We start from the raw sequence: 24,832 nt of genomic DNA, 5'->3' as shown, positions 1-24,832 counted from the left end.
AAGCAGCGACAGAGTATATTCTGTCGCTGCTTTATTCCTATAGCATGTAATACAACCTTATCCAGCTCAGCAGTATTCATTTATAACGAAACAATACATGATAAACGAAACTCCTGATTCGGCTTCCATTCATGTCAACTTACTGAAACAATGCTTTGTACTCGCTGTATCCTTTTGCATCCAACTCTTCTTTTGGAACAAAACGCAGTGCAGCTGAGTTGATGCAATAGCGCAGTCCATTTGGACCTGGACCGTCGTCGAAGACGTGACCAAGATGAGAATCGGCTTCACGGCTACGCACTTCCGTACGCACCATAAAGTGACTCAAGTCCATATTTTCTTTGACATGATAGTCACGCAGTGGGCGTGTGAAGCTAGGCCAGCCGCAGCCGGAATCGTATTTATCCGTTGAGCTGAACAGCGGCTCGCCGGATACGATATCGACGTAGATTCCATCACCATGATGATCCCAGAATTCATTTTGGAATGCTGGCTCAGTGCCATTTTGCTGAGTGACTTTGTACTGAATATCGCTCAGGCGCTGTTTCAGTTCCTGTTTATCTACTGATTTGGACCAGTGTTTTTCGATAAAAGCATCTCGACCGGAGCCTTTGCGATAGCGTTTGTAATGACCCGGATTCTTTTTGTGATAATCTTGATGATACGTTTCCGCTTCGTAGAACGTTTGAGCAGGTTCGATCGTCGTTGCAATCGGTTTGTCAAAACGTCCGCTGGCTTGCAAATCTTGTTTGGATTGTTCTGCCAGTTCACGTTGTTGTTCAGTATGATAGAAGATTCCAGTACGATACGAAGAACCACGGTCATAAAATTGTCCGCCAGCATCGGTCGGATCAATTTGCTGCCAGAACAGTTCCAGCAATTTCGTATAAGGGAAGATGGCTGGATCAAATACGATCTGTACCGCTTCCGCATGACCTGTTGTTTCGGTACATACTTCTTCATACGTTGGATTTTCGGTGTGACCACCTGTATAACCGGAACGGATGCTAACGATGCCCGGTAATTCCTCGAATGGTGTTACCATGCACCAGAAACATCCACCGGCAAATGTTGCTTTTTCATGATGAGCTTCAGTCATGTATAAGTCACTCCATTTCATGAGAGTTTATGAAAAGAAATCATGCTGGTATCAGACCAGTCATTTTAATTATACCCATAGCTGACGCTCCATATTCAAGCAAACGTCATTATCATCTTGTAAATATTATTTTATACAAGATGATAGAATACTATTATATTACATACAATATAAAAAATCCAGTACCTATGGAAATGAGTGCAAGCCATATACGCACTGTTCTTTTATACGCATACATTGTGCAAAGAGATGTTTCTATGAGTTGTAATAAAATGTTGTATCATCTATATGCATCTATCAATCGCATGTTACTAGTAGACTATGTACATTTGCATATATTTGTTTTAACTTAGAAAATATAGTAGTATCCTGTATGGAAAAAATAGTGTATACTGCAAGTATTGCTTAAACATAGTTTCCAAAGGGGAGTAGCTTCCTACAGTAAAGTCGTCAATACGGGATCAAGTCCCCGGCTTTACCGGCAACGCATACTAACGTTGTTAGCGAGACCTTTGCCTAATTACTGAATTGGGTGAGGTCTTTTTTGATTTCAAAAATCACCATTGACCCCATTTCGGTTGATGGTGATTTTTTGTGTTCGGAAGCTATGATATTGGTGTCTGGAAGCTGTAGTGTAGTGGTCGAACTGAAGTGAAATGATAAGAGGAGTGGTCACATGGAGTTATTTACAGTTGAATTTTGGCTTGCTTTGGCATCGATTATTATGATCGATCTGGTGCTTGCTGGCGACAATGCCATCGTTATTGGTATGGCAGCCCGTAACATCCCGAAAGAAAATCAGAAAAAAGTCATTATCTGGGGAACCGCTGGTGCAGTCATTATTCGGATGATTGCAACATTGCTGGTCGTATATCTGCTGCTGGTGCCTGGCTTGCATCTCATCGGCGGATTAGCGCTGATCTATATCGCTTATAAGCTGCTTATTGAGGAGCAGGAAGATAATGAGGTGTCCGGCAGTACACGCATGTGGGCGGCGATTCGTACGATTATTATTGCGGATGCGATGATGGGGCTGGACAATGTACTGGGAGTGGCTGGAGCGGCGCACGGTGATACGCTGCTCGTTATCGTTGGTCTGGCGATTTCGATTCCGGTTATGGTCTGGTGCAGTACGCTGATTATGAAGCTGATGGAACGCTTCCCGTGGATTATCGTGCTTGGTTCTGCCATTCTCGCTTGGACGGCCGCCAAGATGGTCATGGAAGAATCGTTTATTACTGGTTATTTTGCTAATGGTTTTGTGAAATATGGCTTTGAGATTGTCGTTGTGCTGGCAGTGGTTCTGCTCGGTCTGCGCACGAAGAAGAAAAAAGAAGCCGCTCGTACTGTCAGTGAGCCGGCACTATAATACAAATTCTCATGTTGATACGCAATGCCCCTGTATTCGCAAGTTTGCGACGCAGGGGTGTTTTCGTATAGGAACATGCACACATCACTGTTATAATGAAGCCATATGCAGCGGTAAAGGAGAGCAGAATCATGGGAGAAGCACAATTCACACGTAAACGCAAACGAGTAGCATTAATCGGGATTGGCGGCATCGCACGCAAGGTGTATTTGCCTTTGTTATCGGGACGTTCGGATGTTGAACTAGTAGGGGTTGTTAGTCGGTCAGAAGCAACAGTACGGCAGACAATGGAAGATTATCGTCTGGCGCATGGAAGTACACAGATCAGCGATATTGCGGCGTGGGATGTAGATGCTGTATTCGTACATAGCCCGACAGATACGCATTATAATACGGTTACTACCTGTTTAGAATATGGGCTGCCCGTTTATGTGGACAAGCCGCTATCGTACAATATGGAAGAAGCGCGTGCGATGACTGCACTAGCAGAAGCCAAAGGCTTGTTGCTGGCGGTAGGCTTTAATCGCCGGTTTGCTCCTTTGTATATGAATGCGTATGCTTTTCTGGCAGAAGCAGGTGGGTTTGAATTGTGCGAGATTAGCAAGCATCGGACACGAATACAGAGCATTCCTGCCAAAGAAACGGTATATGATGATCTGATTCATATTCTCGATCTGCTGCTCTGGCTAGGCAATGATAGCTACAGCGTGCTCGCACGCCAGCTGCGTCGTCAAGGGAATGGACCGCTGCTGCATACTTCCGGTATGTTGTCGCTGGGCGGTGAGCGTTATGGTCAATACAGTATGGTGCGCAGCGCTGGGCTGGATAGCGAGAAGCTATCCCTGCATGGTGGCGGTCGTTCAGCAGAAGTGATCAATATGGAGCAGCTGCATTTGTATGAAAAAGGAGAGTTGCCACAGCAGCAGGTGTTTGGTAGCTGGGAGACGATTTTGGAGCGACGCGGATTTGCCGGAGTCGTGGATCATTTTCTAGATCGACTGCATGCGCCAGAGCAATGTAGCATTCGTGCTGATCTGGTGTTGGATACGCATGAGCTGGCAGAGCAGTTGACGGCTGGTTTATAATGCATATCTGAGAGTAGCAAGTATAGATCGCGAACAGCAATGAGGAACAGAGGGAGGCTTGCATTCATGGATGAATTTGATGATATTACCCGCGAGGAGCAGCTCAAGCGACGTGAAGAGCAGATTGTAGAGAGCTATCGCCGGGATGAGGACATGATGATTCTCGTATTCACGCAGTGGTGTGTCAATAATGATTTTGATGCGCGTGAGTTATATGGTAGCGCTTATCCTGATCAGATCGACAATCCTCGTCTGGAACAGGGGATTCGTCTTACCGTATCCAAAGAAGAAGCAGGTGAGATCGAGAAAGATACATTACTGGGTGTACTAGCGATGTATGGAAATGACGATCTTGCGTTTGCAGTTAGTGAAGCGCTGGACGAACGACGTGCAATGAAACGCAGACAGACTGAGAACGATGAACAGGTCGATTAAGTTTCTGTAAGACAGATAAGTGTCATATCGTAAATGATGGAAAACCGCAATATTTCCGATGCAATTAGCGGAAATATTGCGGTTTTTTATTATGTATACATAGATGTGAAAATGAAAGACCATCTACAAGCACGGCGAGCTTGGATACAGAAGATGCTTTCGATAAAATATGTTTAACCTTTATTATGACAGTTTGTGTCGGTAATTGTAGATGAAAATGAAGCGTCAAAGATTCGCCAAACTGCGAATTGTTACCAACTTTCGACGTTTTCAGCCAGTAAGCGATTAAAAAGTCGAAATTCTGTTTATAACTCTATATCCTCATAAAACCGAGGGCAGCGGTCATACAAGCAAACTAGGAAGGTTCCTTAATCATTGGATTGATGACAGTAAAATATTTAAAATGATTCATATAAAGTAAAATATTAACTTGGCATTGTAGTATTGATGTGGTTTAATAATAACTATTACGATTAAAAATTTTGTAGATAAATGTAGAATGATGATATTGGAGGAGAACCAGAATGATGAAAGCAACAGGCATTGTGAGAAAAGTCGATGAGTTGGGCAGAGTGGTCATTCCGATCGAACTTCGCCGCATTATGAATATTGATGTAAAAGACGGATTGGAAATTTTCGTAGATAGCGACCGCATTATCTTGAAAAAATACGAGCCTTCCTGCATCTTTACAGGTGATACCGAAGACCTCGTATATTTCAAAGGCAAGCTGATCAGCCGTAGTGTCATCAATGAACTGACGCAAATCCATAATTCTCAAAAGCACTGAAATCGATACCAGTTATTATAAATACGAAAGGCATTCCAGCGATCATCTGCCGGAATGCCTTTTTCATATCGTTTTTACTCGTTTCTATCTATTGGTAGCGTATACCTTCATGTGTTAGCACATACTTTCATGCAGCCTATGCGCCAAAATTGAAAAGCTTACGTAATATGCTCGCGTTTGGATAATCGAAACTCTTTCGGCGACATGCCGAAACGGGAGCGGAACACCCGGTGAAAATACGTATAATTCGCAAATCCAGACGACTCTGCTACTTCCTCTAGCGGCATGGGACTGAACATGATTCGCTCCTGCGCCATATTTAAACGAACATCGAGCGCATATTGCATAATCGTTGTATCAAATGCCTCTTTGAACAGATGAACTGCGCGTGATACGCTAATGCCGATATGAAGCGCAATATCCTCTAATTTAAACGCCGAAGATGCGTTTTCCTCAATATAACTCTTGATCTGATAAGCCAGATAAGTACGAGGCGCGCCAACTGGCTGTTCTGATAAGTAGCGGTCAATCGACAGGCAAAGGATCTTCATGTAATGACTGGAAATTTCAGGATGGGGATTATCAATCCTTCGTTTCTCCATAGCAATCTGGCGCATCAGATCCATAATATTATCAGTAAGAGGAATTTTTATTTTGCAGGGACGTTTTATTTTGTGCCACCATTCATCCGCCCAGACTCCCCCGAAAAAGATATGATAATCTCCGCTCTCAATCACACGTTTGCCCGTTACATCCACGGTATCGCCGATTCGCAGCTCATACGGCTCATCAGGATCGTACATATGCAATTCGCCCGTTTCTACCTGAACGAGTTCTCCATCACAGCGTAATTGACAGCTGCCTTCCGTTTGCAGACGAAACAAATAGTTGTGAATCCCATCCGGTTCATTCATATAAAAGGGTTTCCGGTGAAAGGAGTACCCGGCTGTATATACTTTGCAATCTTCTCCGTGTCCATCCATTATGTAATCCTCATTTCAGCAACAAATTTAAATTATGACCAAATAGTTCATGTTTTAATCATATTATTCATTTTAATTGATACGGTTTCGTAATACTATGGTAACGAACATAAAACAACATATTTTGCACGCCATGCAACGTACTATTTTTTGCATAATATGCTGTATAACGATTTATACCAATAAATGGCAAGCAATCGTATGGATAAGTCCATCGTACATACCGGGTTTATCATACATTGGCAAACGCCAAAGGAGGATTACCTGTGCAACGAATGAGAGCCGGATTAATCGGATGCGGCAATATTAGTTCCATTTACTTTACCAACTTGAAATCAAGTCCGGTTGTCGAAATTGTAGCCTGTGCTGACATGGTGAAGGAACGAGCCGAAGAACGAGCAAAAGAGTTCGGTATTGCAAGCGCCTTCACTCCAGAAGAAATCCTGAAGCAGGATGATATTGAATTGATTATCAATTTAACGATTCCAGCAGCACACGCCAGCGTTAACTTATCAGCGCTCGCAGCAGGCAAGCACGTTTATGCGGAGAAGCCATTCGCCGTTTCGCTGGATGATGGGCGCCGTACACTGGAAAAAGCCAAAGAAGTCGGCAAACGTGTCGGTAGTGCGCCGGATACCTTTCTGGGAGCAGGGTTGGAAACAGCGCGGAAAGCGATTGATGAAGGATTGATTGGACGTCCGATTGCGGCATCTGCTTTTATGATGGGCGCTGGACCGGAGTCATGGCATCCTGATCCTGAATTTTTCTATGCGCCGGGTGGTGGTCCAATGTTCGATATGGGACCTTATTATTTGACCGCGCTTACAAGCTTGCTTGGCTCGATGACACGGGTCAGCTCGTCAACGGGCATTCAGATTCCAGATCGCAAAGTGCATACCGGACCAAAAGCGAATTCATCCATTCGTGTACAAACGCCGACGCATCTGGCTGGAACAATTGATTTTGAAAATGGTGCCATCGCTACACTTGTTACTAGCTTCGATATTCCGGGCGGTTCACAGCTGCCGCGCATCGAAATTTATGGCACCGAAGGTACGCTCGATATTCCTGATCCCAATTTCTTCGACGGTGATGTACGCCTGAAGCGTCCGGGTGCGGAGAGCTACGAGATTGTAACGCCCGTATTCGAGCCGATCAGCAATGAGCGTGGCAAAGGATTGAATGAGATGGTATCTGCCATCTATGACAATCGTCCACACCGTGCAAGCGGAGAACTGGCATTTCACGTATTGGAAGTAATGCATGCGTTTCAACGTTCTTCATTAGAAGGCAAGCATGTGATCATCGAGAGTCGTGCGGGTTATCGTCAAGGCAATGTATACCAATAATAATCACATCCAGAATGAACATCATCGCAGCATGAAACGAAACCACTTACAGGAGTGAATACTATTATGTTAAAAGTTGGATTGCAGCTATTTACCGTACGTGAAGATCTGGAACGCGATTTTGAAGGTACGATTGAGAAGATTGCTCAGCTTGGTTATCAAGGTGTAGAATTTGCCGGATTTTACGGACGCAGTGCTGACCAGATTAACGAGCTGTTGAAAAAGAACAATCTGGAAGTCGTCGGCTCCCATACGCAATACAATGATCTGTTGAATGATGCTCAATCGCTGATCGACTATAACAAAGCGATTGGTAACAAATATATTATCGTACCATTCCTGTCCGAGGAGCAGCGCAGCAACTGGCCGGAAATCTTCGCCAACTTGCGTACATTCGCCGACATTTGCAATCAGAACGATGTGATTTTGCTATACCATAACCATGACTTTGAATTTACAGAGAAGATTGGTGACAGCACCGTATTCGATGCCCTCTATTCCGAATTGCCCGCAGATCTGATTCAGGTCGAGCTGGATACGGCATGGGTACAATATAGCGGTTACGATCCGATTGAATATATTGAGAAATATGCTGGTCGCCTGCCGCTTGTCCACTGGAAAGACTTTAAACGTACCGATGATGGCATTCAAATGCTGGAATTGGGCGAAGGCGAAGTGCCAGTTGCACGCATTGGCGATGCAGCGGACAAAGCAGGAGCAGAATGGATCATCGTGGAGCAGGATAACAGTCTGCAAGCTCCCTTAACAAGTATCGAACAGAGCATCAATTGGGTGAAAAGTTATGGCGCCAAAGGAGGCGTCGTGAATGTCTGAGCAAACCCTTAATATCGGTATTATCGGATGCGGCGGTATTGCGAGCGGCAAGCATTTACCAAGTCTCGCCAAGCAGCCACTTGCTAAGCTTGTTGCGTTCTGCGATATCGTGCAGGAGCGCGCGGCGGAAGCAGCGGAACAATATGGAGTGACGGACGCCAAGGTCTATACCGATTACAAGGAACTGCTTGCCGATCGCAGTATTGACGTCATTCATGTCTGTACACCGAATGATTCGCATGCTGTCATCAGTATCGCAGCATTAGAGTCTGGCAAGCATGTACTGTGTGAAAAGCCGATGGCAAAAACTACTGCTGAAGCGCAGCAAATGGTTGATGCAGCCAAACGTACAGGTAAGAAGTTATCCATCGCTTATCAAAACCGTTTCCGCGACGACAGTCTATATTTGAAGCAAATGGTCACAGATGGCGATCTGGGCGAGGTATATTATGGTAAGGCGATTGCACTGCGTCGCCGTGCCGTACCAACGTGGGGCGTATTCTTAGATGAGGACAAGCAGGGTGGCGGACCGTTGATCGATATCGGTACCCATGCACTGGATCTGACATTGTGGCTGATGGATAATTACAAGCCCAAAAGTGTGCTTGGCTCCACCTTCCATAAGCTCGGTCCACGCCCTAACTCTGCCAATGCGTTTGGTCCGTGGGACCCAGAGCAATTTAAGGTAGAAGATTCAGCATTCGGCTTTATTACAATGGAAAATGGCGCAGTAATTGCGCTCGAATCCAGTTGGGCGCTGAATATTCGCCAGTTTGGTGAAGCGCAGACTTTGCTGTGCGGAACCGAGGGTGGCGCTGATATGAGCGATGGACTGCATATCAACGGGGAGAAAAATGGGCGTTTGATCGATAGCAAGATTGATCTAGATTCCGGCGGTGTTGCCTTTTACTCCGGAGAAACGGAAGATGCAGGTGCACGAGAAGCTCGTATGTGGTTGGAAGCAATCGTGAATGATACAGAGCCTCTGGTGAAGCCAGAACAAGCGCTGATCGTTACACAGATTCTTGAAGCAATCTATGAATCTGCACGTACCGGCAGAGCGATTGAACTTCAACAACAACCGGCATCTGTATAAAAGAAAAGAACCTCGTGTTTCGTGACCAGGTAGTGTATTGCAATCCTCGTCACGAAACATAGGTGTCCTAAACAATAATTTTTATATGACAAATAAGTAAAATTTTATTAATGAATTTCTTGAAATTTTAAACTTTATTGGTATGGAGTTCGTATTAATAAGTAGAAGCTCATTCGAACCAATCAAACACAACATCCATTCCCCTTTATCTACACAAAACAGTTGAACCAGGAGGAAACACGAATGAAATTGGGCGTATTTATGGTATTGCTGAACAATAAAAGCTTTGAGGAGGCGCTTGACTATGTTGCCGAAAAAGGCGTTAAGGCGGTAGAGATCGGTTCGGGCGGTAATCCGGGTGCGGTACACTGCAAGCCAGACGAACTGCTGGCAGACGCAGGCAAATTGCGCGAATTCAAAAAAGCAGTAGAATCCCGTGGTTTGATCATCAGCGCATTAAGCTGTCATGGCAATCCGCTGCATCCACAAAAGGCGATTGCTCAAGAAGCGCATGACGACTTTGTAAAATCGGTCAAACTGGCGCAAAAATTGGATGTACCGGTTGTGAACACTTTTTCCGGTTGTCCGGGCGATAGTGACAATGCCAAATATCCAAACTGGCCAGTCGCACCATGGCCAACAGATTACAGCGAATTGCTGGACTGGCAGTGGAATACAAAAGTCATTCCATACTGGACCGAGAACGGTAAACTTGCTTCGGATCACAATGTAAAAGTCGGTATTGAGCTGCATGGCGGCTTCTCCGTTCACACACCGGGTACGATGCTGAAGCTGCGCGAAGCAGCCGGTGAAGCAATTGGAGCCAACCTTGATCCAAGTCATATGTGGTGGCAAGGAATTGATCCTGTCGCAGCAATAAAAATTTTGGGGAAAAATGGCGCAATTCATCACTTTCATGCTAAAGATACGATCACGGATACCGATAATATGAATATGAACGGCGTAACGGACATGCACTCCTATGAGGAGATGAATGATCGGGCATGGCAATTCCGCACCGTCGGTTATGGGCACGACTTGAAAACATGGGCTGACATTATTAGCACGCTACGTCTTGTAGGTTACGATTATGTAGTTAGCATAGAGCACGAAGACGGATTGATGTCCGTAAACGAAGGATTTACTAAAGCCGTCCACAACTTGCAGCAGGTTATGATCGAAGAAGAGCTTGGCGAGATGTGGTGGGTCTAAACAACAGGGAGGCACTAACAGTATGATTAACGTAACAGTCTGGAATGAGTTTGTACATGAGCAAATCCGCGATGATGTAAAAGCCGTATACCCGGATGGAATTCACAAAGTACTTGCAGACGGATTGACCAAAGAAGGCTTCGCCTGCCGCACAGCAACGCTGGATCAGGATGAGCACGGTCTGACGGAATCCGTTCTGAACTCTACGGATGTTATGCTCTGGTGGGGACATACTGCCCACGATCTGGTCGACGATGATATCGCCGAAGCAGTCGTACGACGCGTAAATGAAGGCATGGGTCTTATCGTGCTTCATTCTGGACACTTTTCCAAACCATTCAAACAACTGATGGGCACCAGCTGCGACCTGAAATGGCGCGTAGCCGACGAGCAGGAGATCCTGTGGTGTGTCAACCCGACACATCCGATCGCACAGGGCGTTAACCCTTCGATCACACTGGACAAAGAAGAAATGTATGGTGAATTCTTCGATGTACCGGCGCCGGATGAACTGGTGTACCTGAGCAACTTTGAAGGTGGGGAAGTATTCCGCAGCGGCTGTACGTATCGTCGTGGTCACGGGAAAATCTTCTACTTCCGTCCAGGTCATGAAACATACCCTACGTATTATAATCAAGACATTATGCATATCATTGCCAATGCGGTACGCTGGGCATATCCTGCCAGCAACGCACGTCCAGCATTTGGACGCACCGAACCGCAACGTGCAATCGGCAGCAAACTGACCGTATCATAACGGCAGCTTTGCCTGCATAAGAGAAAGGTTAGTACGCCTGTTGATGGTATATCGACAAGCCCACTTTAATCATACTGTAAGCAACCTGTTGTGATTGAGCAGATGGACGGACGGGACGCCTGACTTTTATGTAATACAAGTTCTGTATAATGCCACAATGATTCAAGACAGCATAGAGCATGATTTCTAGGGTGCATCTGCATGGTTGATCTCAACCGGCAGGCGCACCTTTTTCGTTATCATTGTAATGAGGGTAATAAAGGATAGGGTTGTTGTATCTGCTTCATACTCTTGAACCTCACAATCGCAGGTCAAGGTCATGTTGTTACGTTAGAGGAGGCGTTGGAATTGACCGAATATAGGAACAGCAGCCATGAATCTACTTTTCGAATCGGTCATGTTCCGTTACCACCGGAGCTGATCCAATCCTGTCTTAAACGAGTCGAAGGATTACGAATGGAAGGCTTTTTGACCGGCTTTGGCAAATGGCCAGGTTCTCTTATGCTGGTTGGCGAAGCGCCAGGAGCGAATGAGATTGAGCAGGGGCGTCCTTTTTGTGGGCAGGCAGGCAAGGTGCTGGATGGGTATCTGGATATTTTACAATGGACTCGCGATGATCTGTATATTACGAGTGCCGTGCGTAGTCGTCCGTATCGTGATAAGCCAGTTAAGAATCATCCGGAGCGATTAAGTCGATCCAATCGTACGCCAACAACGAAGGAAATACTGGCGTATGCACCCATTCTGGATTATGAGATTGCTACTGTTCAGCCGCAAGTGCTGATTACACTGGGCAATATCGGACTGCATCGACTGATTGGTAACAGTTCCAGCGTATCGCAAATTCATGGACAACCGCGGCAAACTGCTATTCGCCAAGTTGATCCGTATCATCCGGAACAAGGGTATACATGGTCGGAACGTCAATACTGGATTTTTCCGTTGTATCATCCAGCAGCGATTTTATACAATCGTTCGCTAGAACAGACGATTCAGGATGATCTACATCGGCTACGTGATTTTGTCAAAGAAGTCATAAAGTATAAGTCAGAACAATGATTTATTATAAGTAGTTATTTCCAATAGGAGTTGTTGTAAAAATACGACAGAAAGCGCTGAAATCGGCAGGTTTTCGTTTTCTTATAGCTGGAAATGTGTTAAACTATATGTGCTAACTTATTGTAAGTTTACATTGAGAGTTCCGGTACGATAGGCATGATGATATCGGGCTACGGACCAGTAAAGAGGTGAAACGATGGAACAGCATCAGCTGGGTTTATGTCCGCGGTTTGAGACAGCGTTCTCTTTTCTCGGGAAACGATGGAACGGTCTAATTATTCAGTCCCTGATGAGCGGACCTAAACGGTTCAAAGACATATCCAATCTCATCCCGATGATGAGCGACAAGATGCTCTCGGAACGTATGAAGGATCTGGAAGCAAGCGGTATTCTGGTACGCCAGGTATACCCGGAGACTCCGGTACGGATTGAGTATGAACTGACGGAAAAAGGACGCGCCTTGCAGCCTGTGATGGATCAAATCCAGAACTGGGCGGAGCAGTGGGTGGACTAACACGTCAATCAGGCTGATCTGTTGGAGTTTCGGCCATAGAGAAAAAGCTTTCCCCGGTATATTCCGGTGGAAAGCTTTTTTGCTGTATCTGGCAATCTGGTTATACGTGGTGGGGGAGGGGGAATCAGATCCGGCAGATTTCTTTTGGGCACAGTTCGCAGTGACATACTTCTTGCAAAGCTTCCAGATCATGAATAATGATCATGCCATGCTCATATTCGATCGTATCTTTTTTGCGCAGATCGCTCAGCATCCGGTTGACGCTCTCACGCGTAGCACCAATCATATTCGACAGATCGGTATGTGTAATTTTCTTGTTGATCAGAATCGAGCCATCTTCATTATAGTCTTCGCCGTACGTATTGCTCAGACGAATCAGTGTCGAGCACAGGGCACCTGGTTTGCCGTACAGCATCAGATCGCGTACTTTGGTCTGAGTCAGCCGATGATGCGTACCCATCCATTTCATAAAATCAATTGCAAAATCACAATGCTGGCAGATGATTAGCTCTAAGTCTTTGTGATCGACAACCGCTACTTCCGTATCTTCCAATGCTTCGGCGGTAAAGCCGAGACGGTTACCCGAGAACAGGTCTGCTTGTCCAATCATGTCACCACTCTGGTACATGTACAGGATCAGCTCTTTCCCTTCATCGGTCGATTTGGTCAATTTTACACGTCCACTTTTAATGTAGTATAATTTGTCCGACAAATCGCCTTCCCAGAACAGATGCGAACCGGCAGGCACATTGCGCTCCGTTGCGTACGACAGTAAGCGTTCCATATTAACGGGCGAGAAACTGTGCGTATTGCTGTTTTCGTTCTGAGTGATGCGTTCCATTTGATTATTCATGATTCGTCCTCTCCTTTTGTCCCCATTATACGTAGAAAATAACCAGATTGCATTAAATTATAGGAAAAATTAGTAAGATTATTTGAGTTCTTCCACTTTTGATGTGTAATCTCTTCATATGACTCTTATCCATATCGGTTAAAAGTAAAGAAACATTAAACTTTAAAAATTTGTGATTATTTTCACTTATAGTATAACTCTAGTTAATTCAAAATGCAAAAAGAAAAAACGCGAAAACAAAATTTTTAAAAATTAAAATTGATTGTGAAAAAAATCACATTATGATGTATGTCTCTATGCTATGATCAGTGCGTAGACAAAAGCAACACACATTCTGAGGAGGATGAGAGAAATGGCTGTAAAAAATGATGCCGCTCGTACCGTTGAATTGACTGCACAGGAAGAAGTTCAAAAGTTAATCGACAAAGGTAAAAAAGCCACTGCCGCTTTTATGAAAATGGATCAGGAACAAATTGATAACATTGTACAGGCAATGGCACTTGCTGGACTGGACAAACATATGCAACTTGCCAAAATGGCAGTAGAAGAAACAGGTCGGGGGGTATATGAAGATAAAATTACCAAGAACCTGTTTGCTACCGAATACATTTACCACAGCATCAAAAATGAGAAAACCGTCGGTGTAATCGAGGATAACGCGTATGACAGTTTCCAAAAGATCGCTGAACCAGTTGGTATTATCATGGGGATTACGCCGGTAACCAACCCGACATCCACAACAATGTTCAAAGCATTGATCGCAATCAAAACGCGTAACCCGATCATCTTCGGCTTCCACCCATCTGCACAGCAATGTAGCCGCGAAGCTGCCAAAACACTGCTGGAAGCAGCTGTCAAACAAGGTGCACCTGCTGACTGTATTCAATGGATCGATAATCCGTCGATGGATAAAACGAATGCACTGATGAATCACCCTGATGTAGCGCTCATTCTCGCTACTGGTGGTGGCGCAATGGTAAAAGCGGCATATAGCTGCGGTAAACCGGCACTCGGCGTAGGTCCTGGTAACGTTCCTGCCTTTATTGAGAAAAGTGCTGATCTGAAGCAGGCGGTTAATGATCTGATCCTATCGAAATCGTTTGATAATGGTATGATTTGTGCTTCCGAGCAAGCGGTTATTATTGAAGAACCAGTATTCGATCAAGTGAAAAAATTGATGATCGACAATGGCTGCTATTTCCTCACCAAAGAAGAAGTCGGCAAACTGACTGCCGGCGCAATGAACGTAGACAAATGCGCAGTGAATCCGGTAATTGTGGGACAACCTGCTGCTAAAATTGCTGAAATGAGCGGAATCACCGTGCCAGCCGATACCAAAATTCTGATTGCCGAGCTGGAAGGTGTAGGTACTAAGTATCCGCTGTCTGCTGAGAAATTAAGCCCTGTACTGGCTTGTTATAAAGTGAAAAATGCCGAGCAAGGAATTGAACGTGCCGCTCAGATTGTTGAATTCGGCGGTATGGGTCACTCCTCGGCGATCCATTCGAACAATGAAGAAGTGATTCAGAAATTTGCGGATCGTCTGCAAACCGGACGGATTATCGTGAACTCGCCTTCGACACACGGCGCAATCGGTGACATTTATAATACGAACTTGCCTTCGCTCACACTGGGCTGCGGATCGTATGGACGCAACTCGACATCGTCGAACGTCACTGCTGTCAATCTGATTAACATTAAAAGGGTGGCTCGCCGTACCGTGAATATGCAATGGTTCAAAATCCCATCGAAAGTATACTTTGAAAAAGGATCGACGCAATACCTTGCCAAAATGCCAAACATCAATCGTGTCGCGATCGTAACGGACCCGATGATGGTACAACTGGGCTATGTTGAAAAAGTCGAACACTATCTGCGTCAACGTAAAACACCAGTAGCAATCGAAGTGTTCTCCGAAGTGGAACCAGATCCATCGACATTGACGGTAGAACGTGGACGTCAAATGATGGAACGCTTCCAGCCAGACTGCATTATCGCACTGGGTGGCGGTTCGCCAATGGATGCTGCCAAAGGCATGTGGTTGTTCTACGAATACCCAGATGTAAGCTTTGACAACCTGAAACAGAAATTTATGGATATCCGCAAACGGATCTACAAATATCCAAACTTGGGTCAAAAAGCGCAATTCGTGGCGATTCCAACGACATCGGGTACAGGTTCGGAAGTTACTTCGTTCGCTGTTATCACTGACAAGGAAAAAGGCAATACCAAATATCCACTGGCTGACTATGAGCTGACTCCAGACGTAGCAATTGTCGATCCAGAATTCGTCTACACCCTGCCACGCGTAGCGGTAGCAGATACCGGTATGGACGTGCTGACTCACGCGATCGAAGCATATGTATCGAATATGGCAAATGACTTCACGGACGGTTTGGCGATCAAAGCGATCCAATTGGTATTCCAATACTTGGAGCAGTCGGCACTGGTTGGCGACAAACTGGCTCGTGAGAAAATGCACAATGCTTCCACAATTGCTGGTATGGCATTTGCCAACGCCTTCTTGGGTATTAACCACAGTCTCGCACACAAATGGGGCGGACAATATCACACTGCACACGGACGTACCAATGCGATCCTGATGCCACACGTGATCCGTTACAATGCGAAAAAACCGACCAAATTCGCATCGTTCCCTAAATATTCGCACTTTATCGCTGACGAACGTTATGCTGAAATCGCCCGCATTCTGGGACTGCCTGCACGTACAACTGAAGAAGGTGTGAACAGCCTCGTGAACGCTGTTCGCGATCTGAACCGAAAACTGGGTATCCCTGAGACATTCCAAGAATTGGGCTTTGACGCTAAGGACTTTGAAGCACATGTCGACTATTTGGCAGACCGCGCATTTGAAGACCAATGCACCACAGCCAATCCAAAAATGCCACTCGTTACCGAACTGGCTGATGTATACCGCAACGCGTTCTATGGCAAATTTGAATAAATGATCTAACGGCTGTATAAGCCGAAGTTGCGAATGAACAGTTGCATGCTTCCCATGTATCACCCTATGTGTCATATGTAGTTTCTCCTCCCTAATAATATGGGCTGCTGTCATCCGCTGTGAGTACGGATTGACAGCAGCCTTTTTTCTCATTCCGGAAAGGAGGTGATGAGGTGGACACTTACTTTCAAAACGTGTCCGTATATTGAAGTGACAACTACGGCGTACCTGATTGCAATCAGCGGATATTGCTTTAATTAGGACGAACAAGGAGGGATCAACGACAATCCCATATCGTATGTGGATATAACTTGAAGGAAGCGGAAGGCATTTCAAATTGCAGCAGTTCCATTTTGCACTATTCAAAATCGCTTCAACTGTATCTGGATTTGCTGCCTGTCTGTATCAAGCCTGAAGCGGAATATGGGATTCGCAACGTTACATTTTTACCATATGTCCGGGGATGAGGAGGATTATCTGTATCATATTTAAAATTTTACTGTATCAATGACAGAAAGTGATAAAAATCATAATGAAACTGTGTAATTGTGATAAAAATCACATTAATACCATCCATCATCCTGCATAATAAGGACATAGCCGGAACACAAGTTACCGGCGGCGAGACAACTAAGTCAAACTCATAACAAAATTTGTGATTTAATTCACAAATAATGGAGGGATTATCAATGTCGGTAATCGAAAGAAACGTACAAGATCAATCGCAACAAGCCTGGAGAGGTTTTAACACAGGCAAATGGACAACTCATGTAGACACCAAAAACTTTATTGACGAAAATATCAAACCTTATGTTGGCAACGAAAACTTCCTCGCAGGTCCAACTCAGAATACAAACGATCTGTGGAAAATCGTTTCCCAGCTGTCCAGAGAAGAGCGCGAGCGTGGCGGTGTATGGGATGTAGACGTAAACACACCAGGATCGATAGTATCGCACCGTCCGGGTTATCTAGACAAAGACAAAGAACAAATCGTCGGTGTTCAAACAGATGCACCTTTCAAACGTTCGATTCAACCTTACGGTGGTATTCGGATGGTAATTGACGCTTGTAAAGCATACGGATTCGAAGTTCCACAATCTGTCATCGACATCTTCACTGATATTCGCAAAACGCACAACCAAGGTGTATTCGATGCTTACACTGCTGAGATTCGCGCAGCACGTAAATCCGGTATCGTTACTGGTCTGCCAGATGCTTACGGTCGTGGTCGCATTATCGGTGACTATCGCCGGGTTGCACTGTACGGTGTAAACTTCCTGATGCAGCAAAAACAACGTGAGCATGATGAAACACTGGGCGAATACATGGATGAAACAACCATTCGCCAACGTGAAGAAATCAGCGAACAGTACAGAGCATTGAACGAACTGAAACAAATGGCAGCTGAACACGGTTTCGATATTTCCAAACCAGCACAAAATGCCAAAGAAGCATTCCAATGGTTGTACTTCGGTTACCTTGCAGCTGTCAAAGAACAAAACGGTGCGGCAATGTCGCTTGGACGTGTATCTTCCTTCCTGGATATTTACATCGAACGCGATGTAAAAGAAGGCACACTGACGGAAGAACAAGCACAGGAACTGGTTGACCATTTCGTTATGAAACTGCGGATCGTCAAATTCCTGCGTACACCAGATTACAATGAATTGTTCAGTGGTGACCCTACTTGGGTAACGGAATCCATCGGCGGTATGGCAATGGACGGCAAAACACGCGTTACCAAAAACAGCTTCCGCTTCCTGCACACCCTCTACAATCTGGGGCCTGCACCGGAACCGAACCTGACCGTACTGTGGTCCGATCAACTGCCAGAAGGCTTCAAAAAATACTGTGCTAAAGTTTCTATCGAAACAAGCTCCATCCAGTATGAAAATGATGATCTGATGCGTCCAATCTACGGCGATGACTACGGTATCGCTTGCTGCGTATCTGCAATGCGCATCGGTAAACAAATGCAATTCTTCGGCGCACGTGCCAACCTTGCCAAAACATTGCTGTATGCTATCAACGGTGGTAAAGACGAGAAATCGGGCGCACAAGTTGGTCCTGAATTCCCGGCAATCACTTCCGAGTATCTTGACTACGATGAAGTGCTGAATCGTTACAAACCAATGATGCAATGGCTGTCCAAAGTGTACATGGATGCACTGAACATCATCCACTACATGCACGACAAATACAGCTACGAACGTATCGAAATGGCATTGCACGACCGTGACATTCTGCGTACGATGGCTTGCGGTATCGCTGGTCTGTCGGTTGCAGCTGACTCCCTGAGCGCTATCAAATATGCCAAAGTAAAACCGATTCGCAACGAACAAGGCATCGCCGTTGATTTTGAAATTGAAGGCGACTACCCTTGCTATGGTAACAACGATGATCGTGTCGATCAGATCGCTGTTGAACTCGTTGAAACGTTCATGAGCATGATTCGTCAGCACAAAACGTACCGTAACGCAATGCCAACACAATCCGTACTGACAATCACATCGAACGTCGTATACGGTAAGAAAACAGGTACTACCCCTGATGGACGTAAAGCAGGCGAACCGTTCGCACCAGGTGCTAACCCAATGCACGGACGCGACAAAAAAGGTGCACTGGCATCTCTGAGTTCCGTTGCCAAACTGCCATACGAAGATAGCCTGGATGGTATCTCCAACACCTTCTCCATCGTGCCAAAAGCACTGGGTAAAGAAGAAGAAACACGCAAAGCCAATTTGGTAGCGATGCTGGACGGTTACTTCGGTAGCGACGCTCACCATCTGAATGTCAACGTATTTGACCGCGAACAACTGATGGATGCAATGGATCATCCAGAGAACTATCCACAGCTGACGATCCGTGTCTCCGGTTATGCCGTCAACTTTATCAAACTGAGCAGAGAACAACAGCTTGATGTAATCAACCGTACGTTCCACAACGCAATGTAATATTGCAATACTAATGAAAGGGGCTGAATGATCATGGTAACAGGCCGTGTTCACTCGCTGGAGACCTTCGGTACTGTCGATGGTCCAGGTATTCGATTCGTACTATTTATGCAGGGGTGCCTGATGAAATGCCAGTATTGTCACAATCCCGATACCTGGAATCTGGACGGAGGCAAGGTGATGGAATTGGAGGAGGTTCTCGCCGAAATCCAACCTTATCTAAGCTACTATCGCAGTTCTGGCGGTGGACTCACCGTCTCGGGCGGCGAACCGACATTGCAAGCCCCTTTCGTAAAAGCTTTGTTTAAAGAGGTCAAAGAACGCTGGAATCTGCATACAACCCTTGATAGTAACGGCTACAACGATGGGGAGAAGATCCACGATCTATTGGATGTGACCGATCTGGTCATGCTCGACCTCAAGCATATTAATAATGAAAAGCACAAAAAACTGACCGGCGTATCCAATGAGCGCACACTGAAACTGGCTCGGTGGTTATCGGATCATGGACGCAAAATGTGGATACGGCATGTCTTTGTACCAGGTATTCACGATGCGGAAGAAGACCTGATCGCACTCGGCGAATTTATCGCTACATTGCATGGTGTGGAGAAATTCGAGATTCTGCCATACCACCAGATGGGCATCTATAAATGGGAGTCGCTGGGCCGCCTCTATCCGCTGGATGGCGTGCCATCACCGACCGATGCTGAAGTGGAACGGGCGTATCGCTTGATCGAACAGGGACGTCGTCAAGGAGCCTGCGTATAAAGAATTTGCCTCAGGTATACAGACTTCTCTTATCATTATCCTCACTTATGAATGTGTGTTTACACACAGGTTTATCGTTTCATCTTCTATGCACCCTGTCTTCGGACAGGGTGTTTTTTTGTACAATTTGTCCAATTGTTGCATAGGGAATGGCACTTTATACTGAATAACAATACATACCATACCGGATCGAGTGTACAACAGATCCGCAGGAGGGATACAAATGTCATTTATGAATACAGATCAGTGGACGCTGGAACAGAAAATTGGACAGTTATTCGTATGCGGATTTCATGATATTGTACCGGATGCACAGATGGAGACGTTGATTGCGGATTATCAGATTGGTGGGGTGATTTATTTTCGCCGCAACATTGGTACACCGCAGCAGATTTATCAGTTATCGATAGAGCTACAGCAACAGGCTTATAATCAGGGCTTGCCACCGTTACTGATTGCGATTGATCAGGAAGGTGGAATGGTCAGTCGGATTGATCAGGAAGAACTCAGTCTGATTCCGGGCAATATGTCGCTTGGTGCAACCGGTGATCCGGCATGGACTGCGGCGGCATCATCGATTAGTGCGCGTGAGCTGCGAGCGCTGGGGATCAATGTGAATTTTGCGCCGTGTGTAGATGTGAACAACAATCCGCGTAATCCGGTGATTGGCGTGCGTTCCTATTCGGAAAAGCCAGACATTGTTGCTGCTCATGGTGCGGCGGCGATTACTGCTATGCAGGAGCAGGGAGTAGCTGCGACCGCCAAGCATTTTCCGGGACATGGCGATACCGAGGTCGATTCGCATTACGGGCTGGCTTCGGTTCTTCATGATGTGCAGCGTCTGGAGCAGATCGAATTATTGCCGTTTCGAGAAGCGATTACTGCCGGTACCGATCTGATCATGTCGGCGCACGTGATATTCCCGGCGTTTGAACCTGATCCCATCCCAGCGACGTTGTCACATCGTGTGCTAACCGGGTTGTTGCGTCAGCAGTTGGGATTCGATGGTGTTATCGTAACGGATTGTTTGGAGATGCACGCGATTGCGAAGCATTTTCCGATTCCTGAAGCGACCGTTATGGCATTGGAGGCAGGAGCGGATCTGTTACTCGTTAGCCATACGTTGCAGGAACAGATTGCTGCGATCGAAGCCGTGCGGCACGCGGTAGAGCAAGGCAGAATATCAGAGCAGCGGATTGATGAATCCGTTACACGTATATTGCAGTTAAAAGCAAGACGGCAGATGGATCGTCAACCGATGAGTGAACAGGAATGGTTGTCATTGCTCGGTAATGAACAAAGTGCAGATGTACTGCGAGCCATCGCTGCACGAAGTATCACCGTAGTTAAGGATGATCACCAGCTACCACTGCAACCCGCTGCTGATGGCAAGCAAGGACTGGTCATCTGGCCACAGCTATCGCGGCGTACTGAAGTAGCAGAAGCGGTTGGACATGATCGTAATCTGGCGGAAGTGCTAACCTCGCTCGGCTTACCGGCAGAGCGACTGATCATCGGTACAGAGCCGGATGCAGAGGAGCGCCTAGTAACGCTACAGAAGGCGCAGCAGTCAGGATTTGTCGTACAGGTTACATATACGTCTACCGGACAATTGCCAGCAGAACAGGCGCAACTAACTCAGTGTCTGCATGAACAATTGCGCGTACCGCTAATCGTTGTATCGATGCGCAATCCATATGATCTGAACGAACTGCCAGAGCTGCGTACTTATATTTGTACTTATGAGAATCGCAAGTATGCGGTGGAAGCATTGGCAGCGGTGCTAGCGGGTACGGAGACAGCGACTGGCAAGCTGCCTGTCAGTCTGAATGCAGACTATACAGTGCAAATTTGACTTTGCCTGTGAGGAGCGCATATCATTTGAAGCATAACCTTTTACGGGATGTTCAAAGAAGCTATATCGTTACATCGGGCAATGCTTTTCTATTCCGGTCATGTGATGAATAACATACAAGCGCCAGTGCGTGCAATGAAGCCTGTCGATCTGCGGATGGACAGGCTTTTTCTGTATGGAGCAAGGAATGACGCACTGCTGCAACAGCATATGGTAATGTACATATCCCAGAACAATAAGCATACCCCCCTCTGTATACAAATGTGAACGAATTGTGAATAGATCACTTTTAATGAGTGTTTGCGATATTCAGGAGAAACTTTTCAAAAAAAGTCGCGTCTTATTAATGTGTCATGTAAGCGTCGAGTAAGTGGACGCGGGGGAACAATGGAATTTTGCCTTTGCAGCAACCGACTTTCGACCTGCGATGGTGAAGGGAATTGTGCCTTTCAGGGGGAGTTTTTCTTTGACATCTCGGTTATAGAAAACAGATAAAAGAAGGAGTCGAACGATGAAATTCAAGAAAAGCATACTAGTAGCTGTACTTGCCTTCACACAGGTTGTGGCAGCGTTCCCAGCAGCGCAGGCTTTCGCAGCAGAAGGCGATACGGCAAATGGAGTTGTTCAGCAGGATGTATATAGCGACAATTCTGCTACGACTACTGTACCTCAGACTGATCCGACAACAACGGGTGACGGAACAGGCGTAGACGGTACGACAGGAACAGATGGAACAACGACGCCTACCACACCGGTGACGCCGACAACTCCAACGACTACACCGGTAAAGACTACACCGACTGTAATCACAGACGTGTATTCGGGTGGTCCCAACAAATTGATCTTCCTCATGAACTCCAATCAGATTTACCGTGATGGCAAGCTGTATTTCTCCAATCAGCCGATGACTGTCAAAAACGGTGTATCCTATGTATCTGTACGCGCACTGGTGGAACGTGTTGGCCTTACGCTTACATACGATTCCGTAACCAAAGAAACCGTCATGACCAAAGACGGCAAAGAACTGCGTTTCAAAACAGACAGCAAGTACTACACAGTAAACGGCGTTCAATCGCTGATGAAAGGTGCATCGTTCCAGCAAAAAGGAACCTTTATGGTGCCGCTCACTTCCATCACTGCCGCACTGGGTATTCCGTATACAGTACAAGGTAAAATGGTCATCATGGACCTTCAGGTGAAACCAACCGCATCCTTTACGGTATCGCCAAAAGACATCTATGCTACACAAACAACCGTACAATACAAAACGCAATCCAGTTCATCCAACGGAGCTACCATTGTTGATGAGCGTTGGACCGGACGTGAGGACATCTTCACGACTGCTGGTGCTCACGTTGTAACTTACCAAGTATTGGACTCCAATGGACAATGGAGCGATCCGTACAGCGTAACGATTAATGTACTGCCTCCAAACCAACCGCCGGTAGCGATGTTCAGCACGAACAGCGACTCCTATCGCATGGGTGAACTGATCACCTACACCGATATGAGTACAGATGATGAGAATGCGATTACCAAAACCGAATGGGGCAACAAGCAACTTGCCTTCTTCACCGCTGGTCCACAAACGGTCACATTGACTGTAACGGACAAGCACGGCGAAACCAACACGTATAGCAAAACGATCAACATTACAGACAGCAGTCTGTATACAGCTGACGAATTCTATCCGCTGTTCACGCCAATTGGCGATTCGTTCGACTTTAACGGTGCGGAAGTACCAGGACGCGCGATCACACCATTCGAATCCAGCTCCGAGCCTGTACGCTTGATCCGCAGCAATAGCCCGGAACGCGTATTGTCGGAAGGTATCGTTTATCAAGAAACAGCCAACGGTGCAACTCGCTTTATGGTTCACCATCTGAATGAAACAGGCAAAAATGTGAAAATGTACATCGTGGCTACGAATACCAATGCAACACCAGCTAACTTGAACATTCTGGATGTCGGCTTCGGCGGACCGAACCCTTATGCAACAGCAGCAGGGAAAGTATCGATTGACCGTTACTACAAATCGATCCAATCCGGCGCAGATGCACAAACGTTGACTCTGCAACCAGGACAAAGTCAAGTGATCTTTAATCAGCTCAGCGCATCGACAATGAAGAACGATACAGTTATTTCTTTGTTCGGTGATCTGGTCAGCGACGCGAATGTGCAGTACACTGTACTGATGGTGGATGAAAATGCTGATCCGCTGCAAGCGATGAATACTTTGCCAAAATTGGATCGTGACGGTATCCACAACCGTGGTACGTACGACAATGCGACTCGCATTATCCACGTTGGCGATCTGATCGGTAATACGAGTGTACGTCTGCCAATCGGCGACAACAACAGTGATCCGAACTTGACAGGTACAGACCCGCTGGCTCAAACGGAAGCATCCAACGCCGGTAACTTTGGCGTACTGTACAAAATCAAACTGGATATGGTAGCACCAAACACGCTTATTTCCTTTAATGCGCGTGGCGGACGTTACTCCGGTTATATTTATGTCAATGGCGTAAGTACTCCGATCAAAAATAACGGAGGTACAACTAGCGCCAACGATAACGTCGTTATTTACCGTACCGGTACATTGGATACAGAATCGGTCGAAATCTGGTTTACAGCTGCACCAGGCAGTAACTTGCCAGTCAACCTGCTGTTCAACCAGATGCCAAGCAAAAAACAATAATTAAGATCTGATACAAAGGATGTCTGCTCACAAACTTTGCCAGATCTGAACAACTGGAACCTACACCTGTTATCGATATGGGAATCCCTAACTATCGTGTACAGGTTATCCAGTTACAGATAGCCGGAGCCGCCATTGCGGTTCCGGTTTTTT

General features: G+C 46.0%; 19 protein-coding genes. 16 read left to right on the top strand and 3 right to left on the bottom strand.

Going from position 1 to position 24,832, the window contains the following annotated elements; all coding sequences use genetic code 11:
• Positions 1-139 precede the first annotated feature (139 nt).
• Positions 140-1,099 (bottom strand): peptide-methionine (S)-S-oxide reductase MsrA, encoded by a 960-nt coding sequence (msrA, locus tag ACE3MZ_RS15505; protein WP_411343051.1) that lies wholly within the window; start codon positions 1,097-1,099, stop codon positions 140-142.
• Between the two features lie 676 nt (positions 1,100-1,775).
• Between msrA and ACE3MZ_RS15500 the strand changes: the two genes are divergently transcribed.
• From ACE3MZ_RS15500 to ACE3MZ_RS15485, 4 genes are all read left to right on the top strand, one after another.
• Positions 1,776-2,468: a TerC family protein gene (locus ACE3MZ_RS15500; RefSeq protein WP_411343050.1), complete on the top strand. Its 693-nt coding sequence runs from the start codon at positions 1,776-1,778 to the stop codon at positions 2,466-2,468.
• Positions 2,469-2,599: 131 nt separating this feature from the next.
• Positions 2,600-3,553: a Gfo/Idh/MocA family protein gene (locus tag ACE3MZ_RS15495; RefSeq protein ID WP_411343049.1), complete on the top strand. Its 954-nt coding sequence runs from the start codon at positions 2,600-2,602 to the stop codon at positions 3,551-3,553.
• A gap of 66 nt (positions 3,554-3,619) precedes the next feature.
• Positions 3,620-3,988 (top strand): hypothetical protein, encoded by a 369-nt coding sequence (locus ACE3MZ_RS15490; protein ID WP_411343048.1) that lies wholly within the window; start codon positions 3,620-3,622, stop codon positions 3,986-3,988.
• A gap of 524 nt (positions 3,989-4,512) precedes the next feature.
• The gene (locus ACE3MZ_RS15485; protein WP_411343047.1) at positions 4,513-4,776 is read left to right on the top strand and encodes an AbrB/MazE/SpoVT family DNA-binding domain-containing protein; all 264 of its coding nucleotides are present in this window, start codon (positions 4,513-4,515) and stop codon (positions 4,774-4,776) included.
• A 158-nt stretch (positions 4,777-4,934) separates the two neighbouring features.
• On the opposite strand, the gene ACE3MZ_RS15480 is transcribed toward ACE3MZ_RS15485, so the two are convergent.
• Positions 4,935-5,759, bottom strand: coding sequence for an AraC family transcriptional regulator (locus tag ACE3MZ_RS15480; protein ID WP_411343046.1), 825 nt, complete (start codon positions 5,757-5,759; stop codon positions 4,935-4,937).
• A gap of 266 nt (positions 5,760-6,025) precedes the next feature.
• Between ACE3MZ_RS15480 and ACE3MZ_RS15475 the strand changes: the two genes are divergently transcribed.
• The 7 genes from ACE3MZ_RS15475 to ACE3MZ_RS15445 all read left to right on the top strand — a co-directional run bounded on the left by ACE3MZ_RS15475 (position 6,026) and on the right by ACE3MZ_RS15445 (position 12,580).
• Positions 6,026-7,108: a Gfo/Idh/MocA family protein gene (locus ACE3MZ_RS15475; protein ID WP_411343045.1), complete on the top strand. Its 1,083-nt coding sequence runs from the start codon at positions 6,026-6,028 to the stop codon at positions 7,106-7,108.
• Between the two features lie 66 nt (positions 7,109-7,174).
• Complete coding sequence (locus ACE3MZ_RS15470) at positions 7,175-7,942, top strand: sugar phosphate isomerase/epimerase family protein (protein WP_411343044.1); 768 nt, start codon at positions 7,175-7,177, stop codon at positions 7,940-7,942.
• Positions 7,935-9,038 carry a Gfo/Idh/MocA family protein gene (locus tag ACE3MZ_RS15465; RefSeq protein ID WP_411343043.1) on the top strand — a complete coding sequence of 368 codons (1,104 nt, stop codon included), beginning with the start codon at positions 7,935-7,937 and terminating at the stop codon, positions 9,036-9,038. Before ACE3MZ_RS15470 ends, ACE3MZ_RS15465 begins: the two co-directional genes overlap by 8 nt.
• Before the next feature lie 243 nt (positions 9,039-9,281).
• A complete protein-coding gene (locus ACE3MZ_RS15460; RefSeq protein ID WP_411343042.1) occupies positions 9,282-10,250 on the top strand; it encodes a sugar phosphate isomerase/epimerase family protein in 969 nt (322 codons plus the stop codon).
• 22 nt (positions 10,251-10,272) lie between these two features.
• Complete coding sequence (locus tag ACE3MZ_RS15455; RefSeq protein WP_411343041.1) at positions 10,273-11,007, top strand: ThuA domain-containing protein; 735 nt, start codon at positions 10,273-10,275, stop codon at positions 11,005-11,007.
• A gap of 348 nt (positions 11,008-11,355) precedes the next feature.
• A complete protein-coding gene (locus ACE3MZ_RS15450) occupies positions 11,356-12,066 on the top strand; it encodes a uracil-DNA glycosylase (RefSeq protein WP_411343040.1) in 711 nt (236 codons plus the stop codon).
• A gap of 196 nt (positions 12,067-12,262) precedes the next feature.
• Positions 12,263-12,580 carry a winged helix-turn-helix transcriptional regulator gene (locus ACE3MZ_RS15445; RefSeq protein ID WP_411343039.1) on the top strand — a complete coding sequence of 106 codons (318 nt, stop codon included), beginning with the start codon at positions 12,263-12,265 and terminating at the stop codon, positions 12,578-12,580.
• Positions 12,581-12,704: 124 nt separating this feature from the next.
• Here the strand turns inward: ACE3MZ_RS15445 and ACE3MZ_RS15440 are convergent, their stop codons facing one another.
• On the bottom strand, positions 12,705-13,433 hold the full coding sequence (locus tag ACE3MZ_RS15440; RefSeq protein ID WP_411343038.1) for a Crp/Fnr family transcriptional regulator: 729 nt from the start codon (positions 13,431-13,433) through the stop codon (positions 12,705-12,707).
• 352 nt (positions 13,434-13,785) lie between these two features.
• On the opposite strand from ACE3MZ_RS15440, the gene adhE reads away from it, so the two are divergent.
• The 5 genes from adhE to ACE3MZ_RS15415 all read left to right on the top strand — a co-directional run bounded on the left by adhE (position 13,786) and on the right by ACE3MZ_RS15415 (position 24,679).
• Positions 13,786-16,398 carry a bifunctional acetaldehyde-CoA/alcohol dehydrogenase gene (gene adhE, locus ACE3MZ_RS15435; protein ID WP_411343037.1) on the top strand — a complete coding sequence of 871 codons (2,613 nt, stop codon included), beginning with the start codon at positions 13,786-13,788 and terminating at the stop codon, positions 16,396-16,398.
• Between the two features lie 689 nt (positions 16,399-17,087).
• A complete protein-coding gene (pflB, locus tag ACE3MZ_RS15430; protein WP_411343036.1) occupies positions 17,088-19,352 on the top strand; it encodes a formate C-acetyltransferase in 2,265 nt (754 codons plus the stop codon).
• Positions 19,353-19,385: 33 nt separating this feature from the next.
• Entirely contained in the window at positions 19,386-20,123 is a 738-nt protein-coding gene (pflA, locus tag ACE3MZ_RS15425) for a pyruvate formate-lyase-activating protein (protein ID WP_411343035.1), read from the top strand.
• A 223-nt stretch (positions 20,124-20,346) separates the two neighbouring features.
• Entirely contained in the window at positions 20,347-21,978 is a 1,632-nt protein-coding gene (nagZ, locus tag ACE3MZ_RS15420; RefSeq protein WP_411343034.1) for a beta-N-acetylhexosaminidase, read from the top strand.
• 511 nt (positions 21,979-22,489) lie between these two features.
• Positions 22,490-24,679: a copper amine oxidase N-terminal domain-containing protein gene (locus tag ACE3MZ_RS15415; protein ID WP_411343033.1), complete on the top strand. Its 2,190-nt coding sequence runs from the start codon at positions 22,490-22,492 to the stop codon at positions 24,677-24,679.
• Positions 24,680-24,832 lie beyond the last annotated feature (153 nt).

Source organism: Paenibacillus sp. WLX1005 (genome assembly GCF_046603685.1).
In the GTDB taxonomy this organism is placed as follows: Bacteria; Bacillota; Bacilli; order Paenibacillales; family Paenibacillaceae; genus Saccharibacillus.
The sequence above is the reverse complement of the archived record's forward strand: the minus strand, read 5'-3'. Positions and strand labels throughout refer to the sequence as shown.

What these genes read in the sequence shown, in the direction of transcription:
- msrA (WP_411343051.1), bottom strand. Translation starts at nt 1,099, where the DNA reads ATGACTGAAGCTCATCATGAAAAAGCAACATTTGCCGGTGGATGTTTC.
- ACE3MZ_RS15500 (WP_411343050.1), top strand. Translation starts at nt 1,776, where the DNA reads ATGGAGTTATTTACAGTTGAATTTTGGCTTGCTTTGGCATCGATTATT.
- ACE3MZ_RS15495 (WP_411343049.1), top strand. Translation starts at nt 2,600, where the DNA reads ATGGGAGAAGCACAATTCACACGTAAACGCAAACGAGTAGCATTAATC.
- ACE3MZ_RS15490 (WP_411343048.1), top strand. Translation starts at nt 3,620, where the DNA reads ATGGATGAATTTGATGATATTACCCGCGAGGAGCAGCTCAAGCGACGT.
- ACE3MZ_RS15485 (WP_411343047.1), top strand. Translation starts at nt 4,513, where the DNA reads ATGATGAAAGCAACAGGCATTGTGAGAAAAGTCGATGAGTTGGGCAGA.
- ACE3MZ_RS15480 (WP_411343046.1), bottom strand. Translation starts at nt 5,759, where the DNA reads ATGGATGGACACGGAGAAGATTGCAAAGTATATACAGCCGGGTACTCC.
- ACE3MZ_RS15470 (WP_411343044.1), top strand. Translation starts at nt 7,175, where the DNA reads ATGTTAAAAGTTGGATTGCAGCTATTTACCGTACGTGAAGATCTGGAA.
- ACE3MZ_RS15465 (WP_411343043.1), top strand. Translation starts at nt 7,935, where the DNA reads ATGTCTGAGCAAACCCTTAATATCGGTATTATCGGATGCGGCGGTATT.
- ACE3MZ_RS15460 (WP_411343042.1), top strand. Translation starts at nt 9,282, where the DNA reads ATGAAATTGGGCGTATTTATGGTATTGCTGAACAATAAAAGCTTTGAG.
- ACE3MZ_RS15455 (WP_411343041.1), top strand. Translation starts at nt 10,273, where the DNA reads ATGATTAACGTAACAGTCTGGAATGAGTTTGTACATGAGCAAATCCGC.
- ACE3MZ_RS15445 (WP_411343039.1), top strand. Translation starts at nt 12,263, where the DNA reads ATGGAACAGCATCAGCTGGGTTTATGTCCGCGGTTTGAGACAGCGTTC.
- ACE3MZ_RS15440 (WP_411343038.1), bottom strand. Translation starts at nt 13,433, where the DNA reads ATGAATAATCAAATGGAACGCATCACTCAGAACGAAAACAGCAATACG.
- adhE (WP_411343037.1), top strand. Translation starts at nt 13,786, where the DNA reads ATGGCTGTAAAAAATGATGCCGCTCGTACCGTTGAATTGACTGCACAG.
- pflB (WP_411343036.1), top strand. Translation starts at nt 17,088, where the DNA reads ATGTCGGTAATCGAAAGAAACGTACAAGATCAATCGCAACAAGCCTGG.
- pflA (WP_411343035.1), top strand. Translation starts at nt 19,386, where the DNA reads ATGGTAACAGGCCGTGTTCACTCGCTGGAGACCTTCGGTACTGTCGAT.
- nagZ (WP_411343034.1), top strand. Translation starts at nt 20,347, where the DNA reads ATGTCATTTATGAATACAGATCAGTGGACGCTGGAACAGAAAATTGGA.
- ACE3MZ_RS15415 (WP_411343033.1), top strand. Translation starts at nt 22,490, where the DNA reads ATGAAATTCAAGAAAAGCATACTAGTAGCTGTACTTGCCTTCACACAG.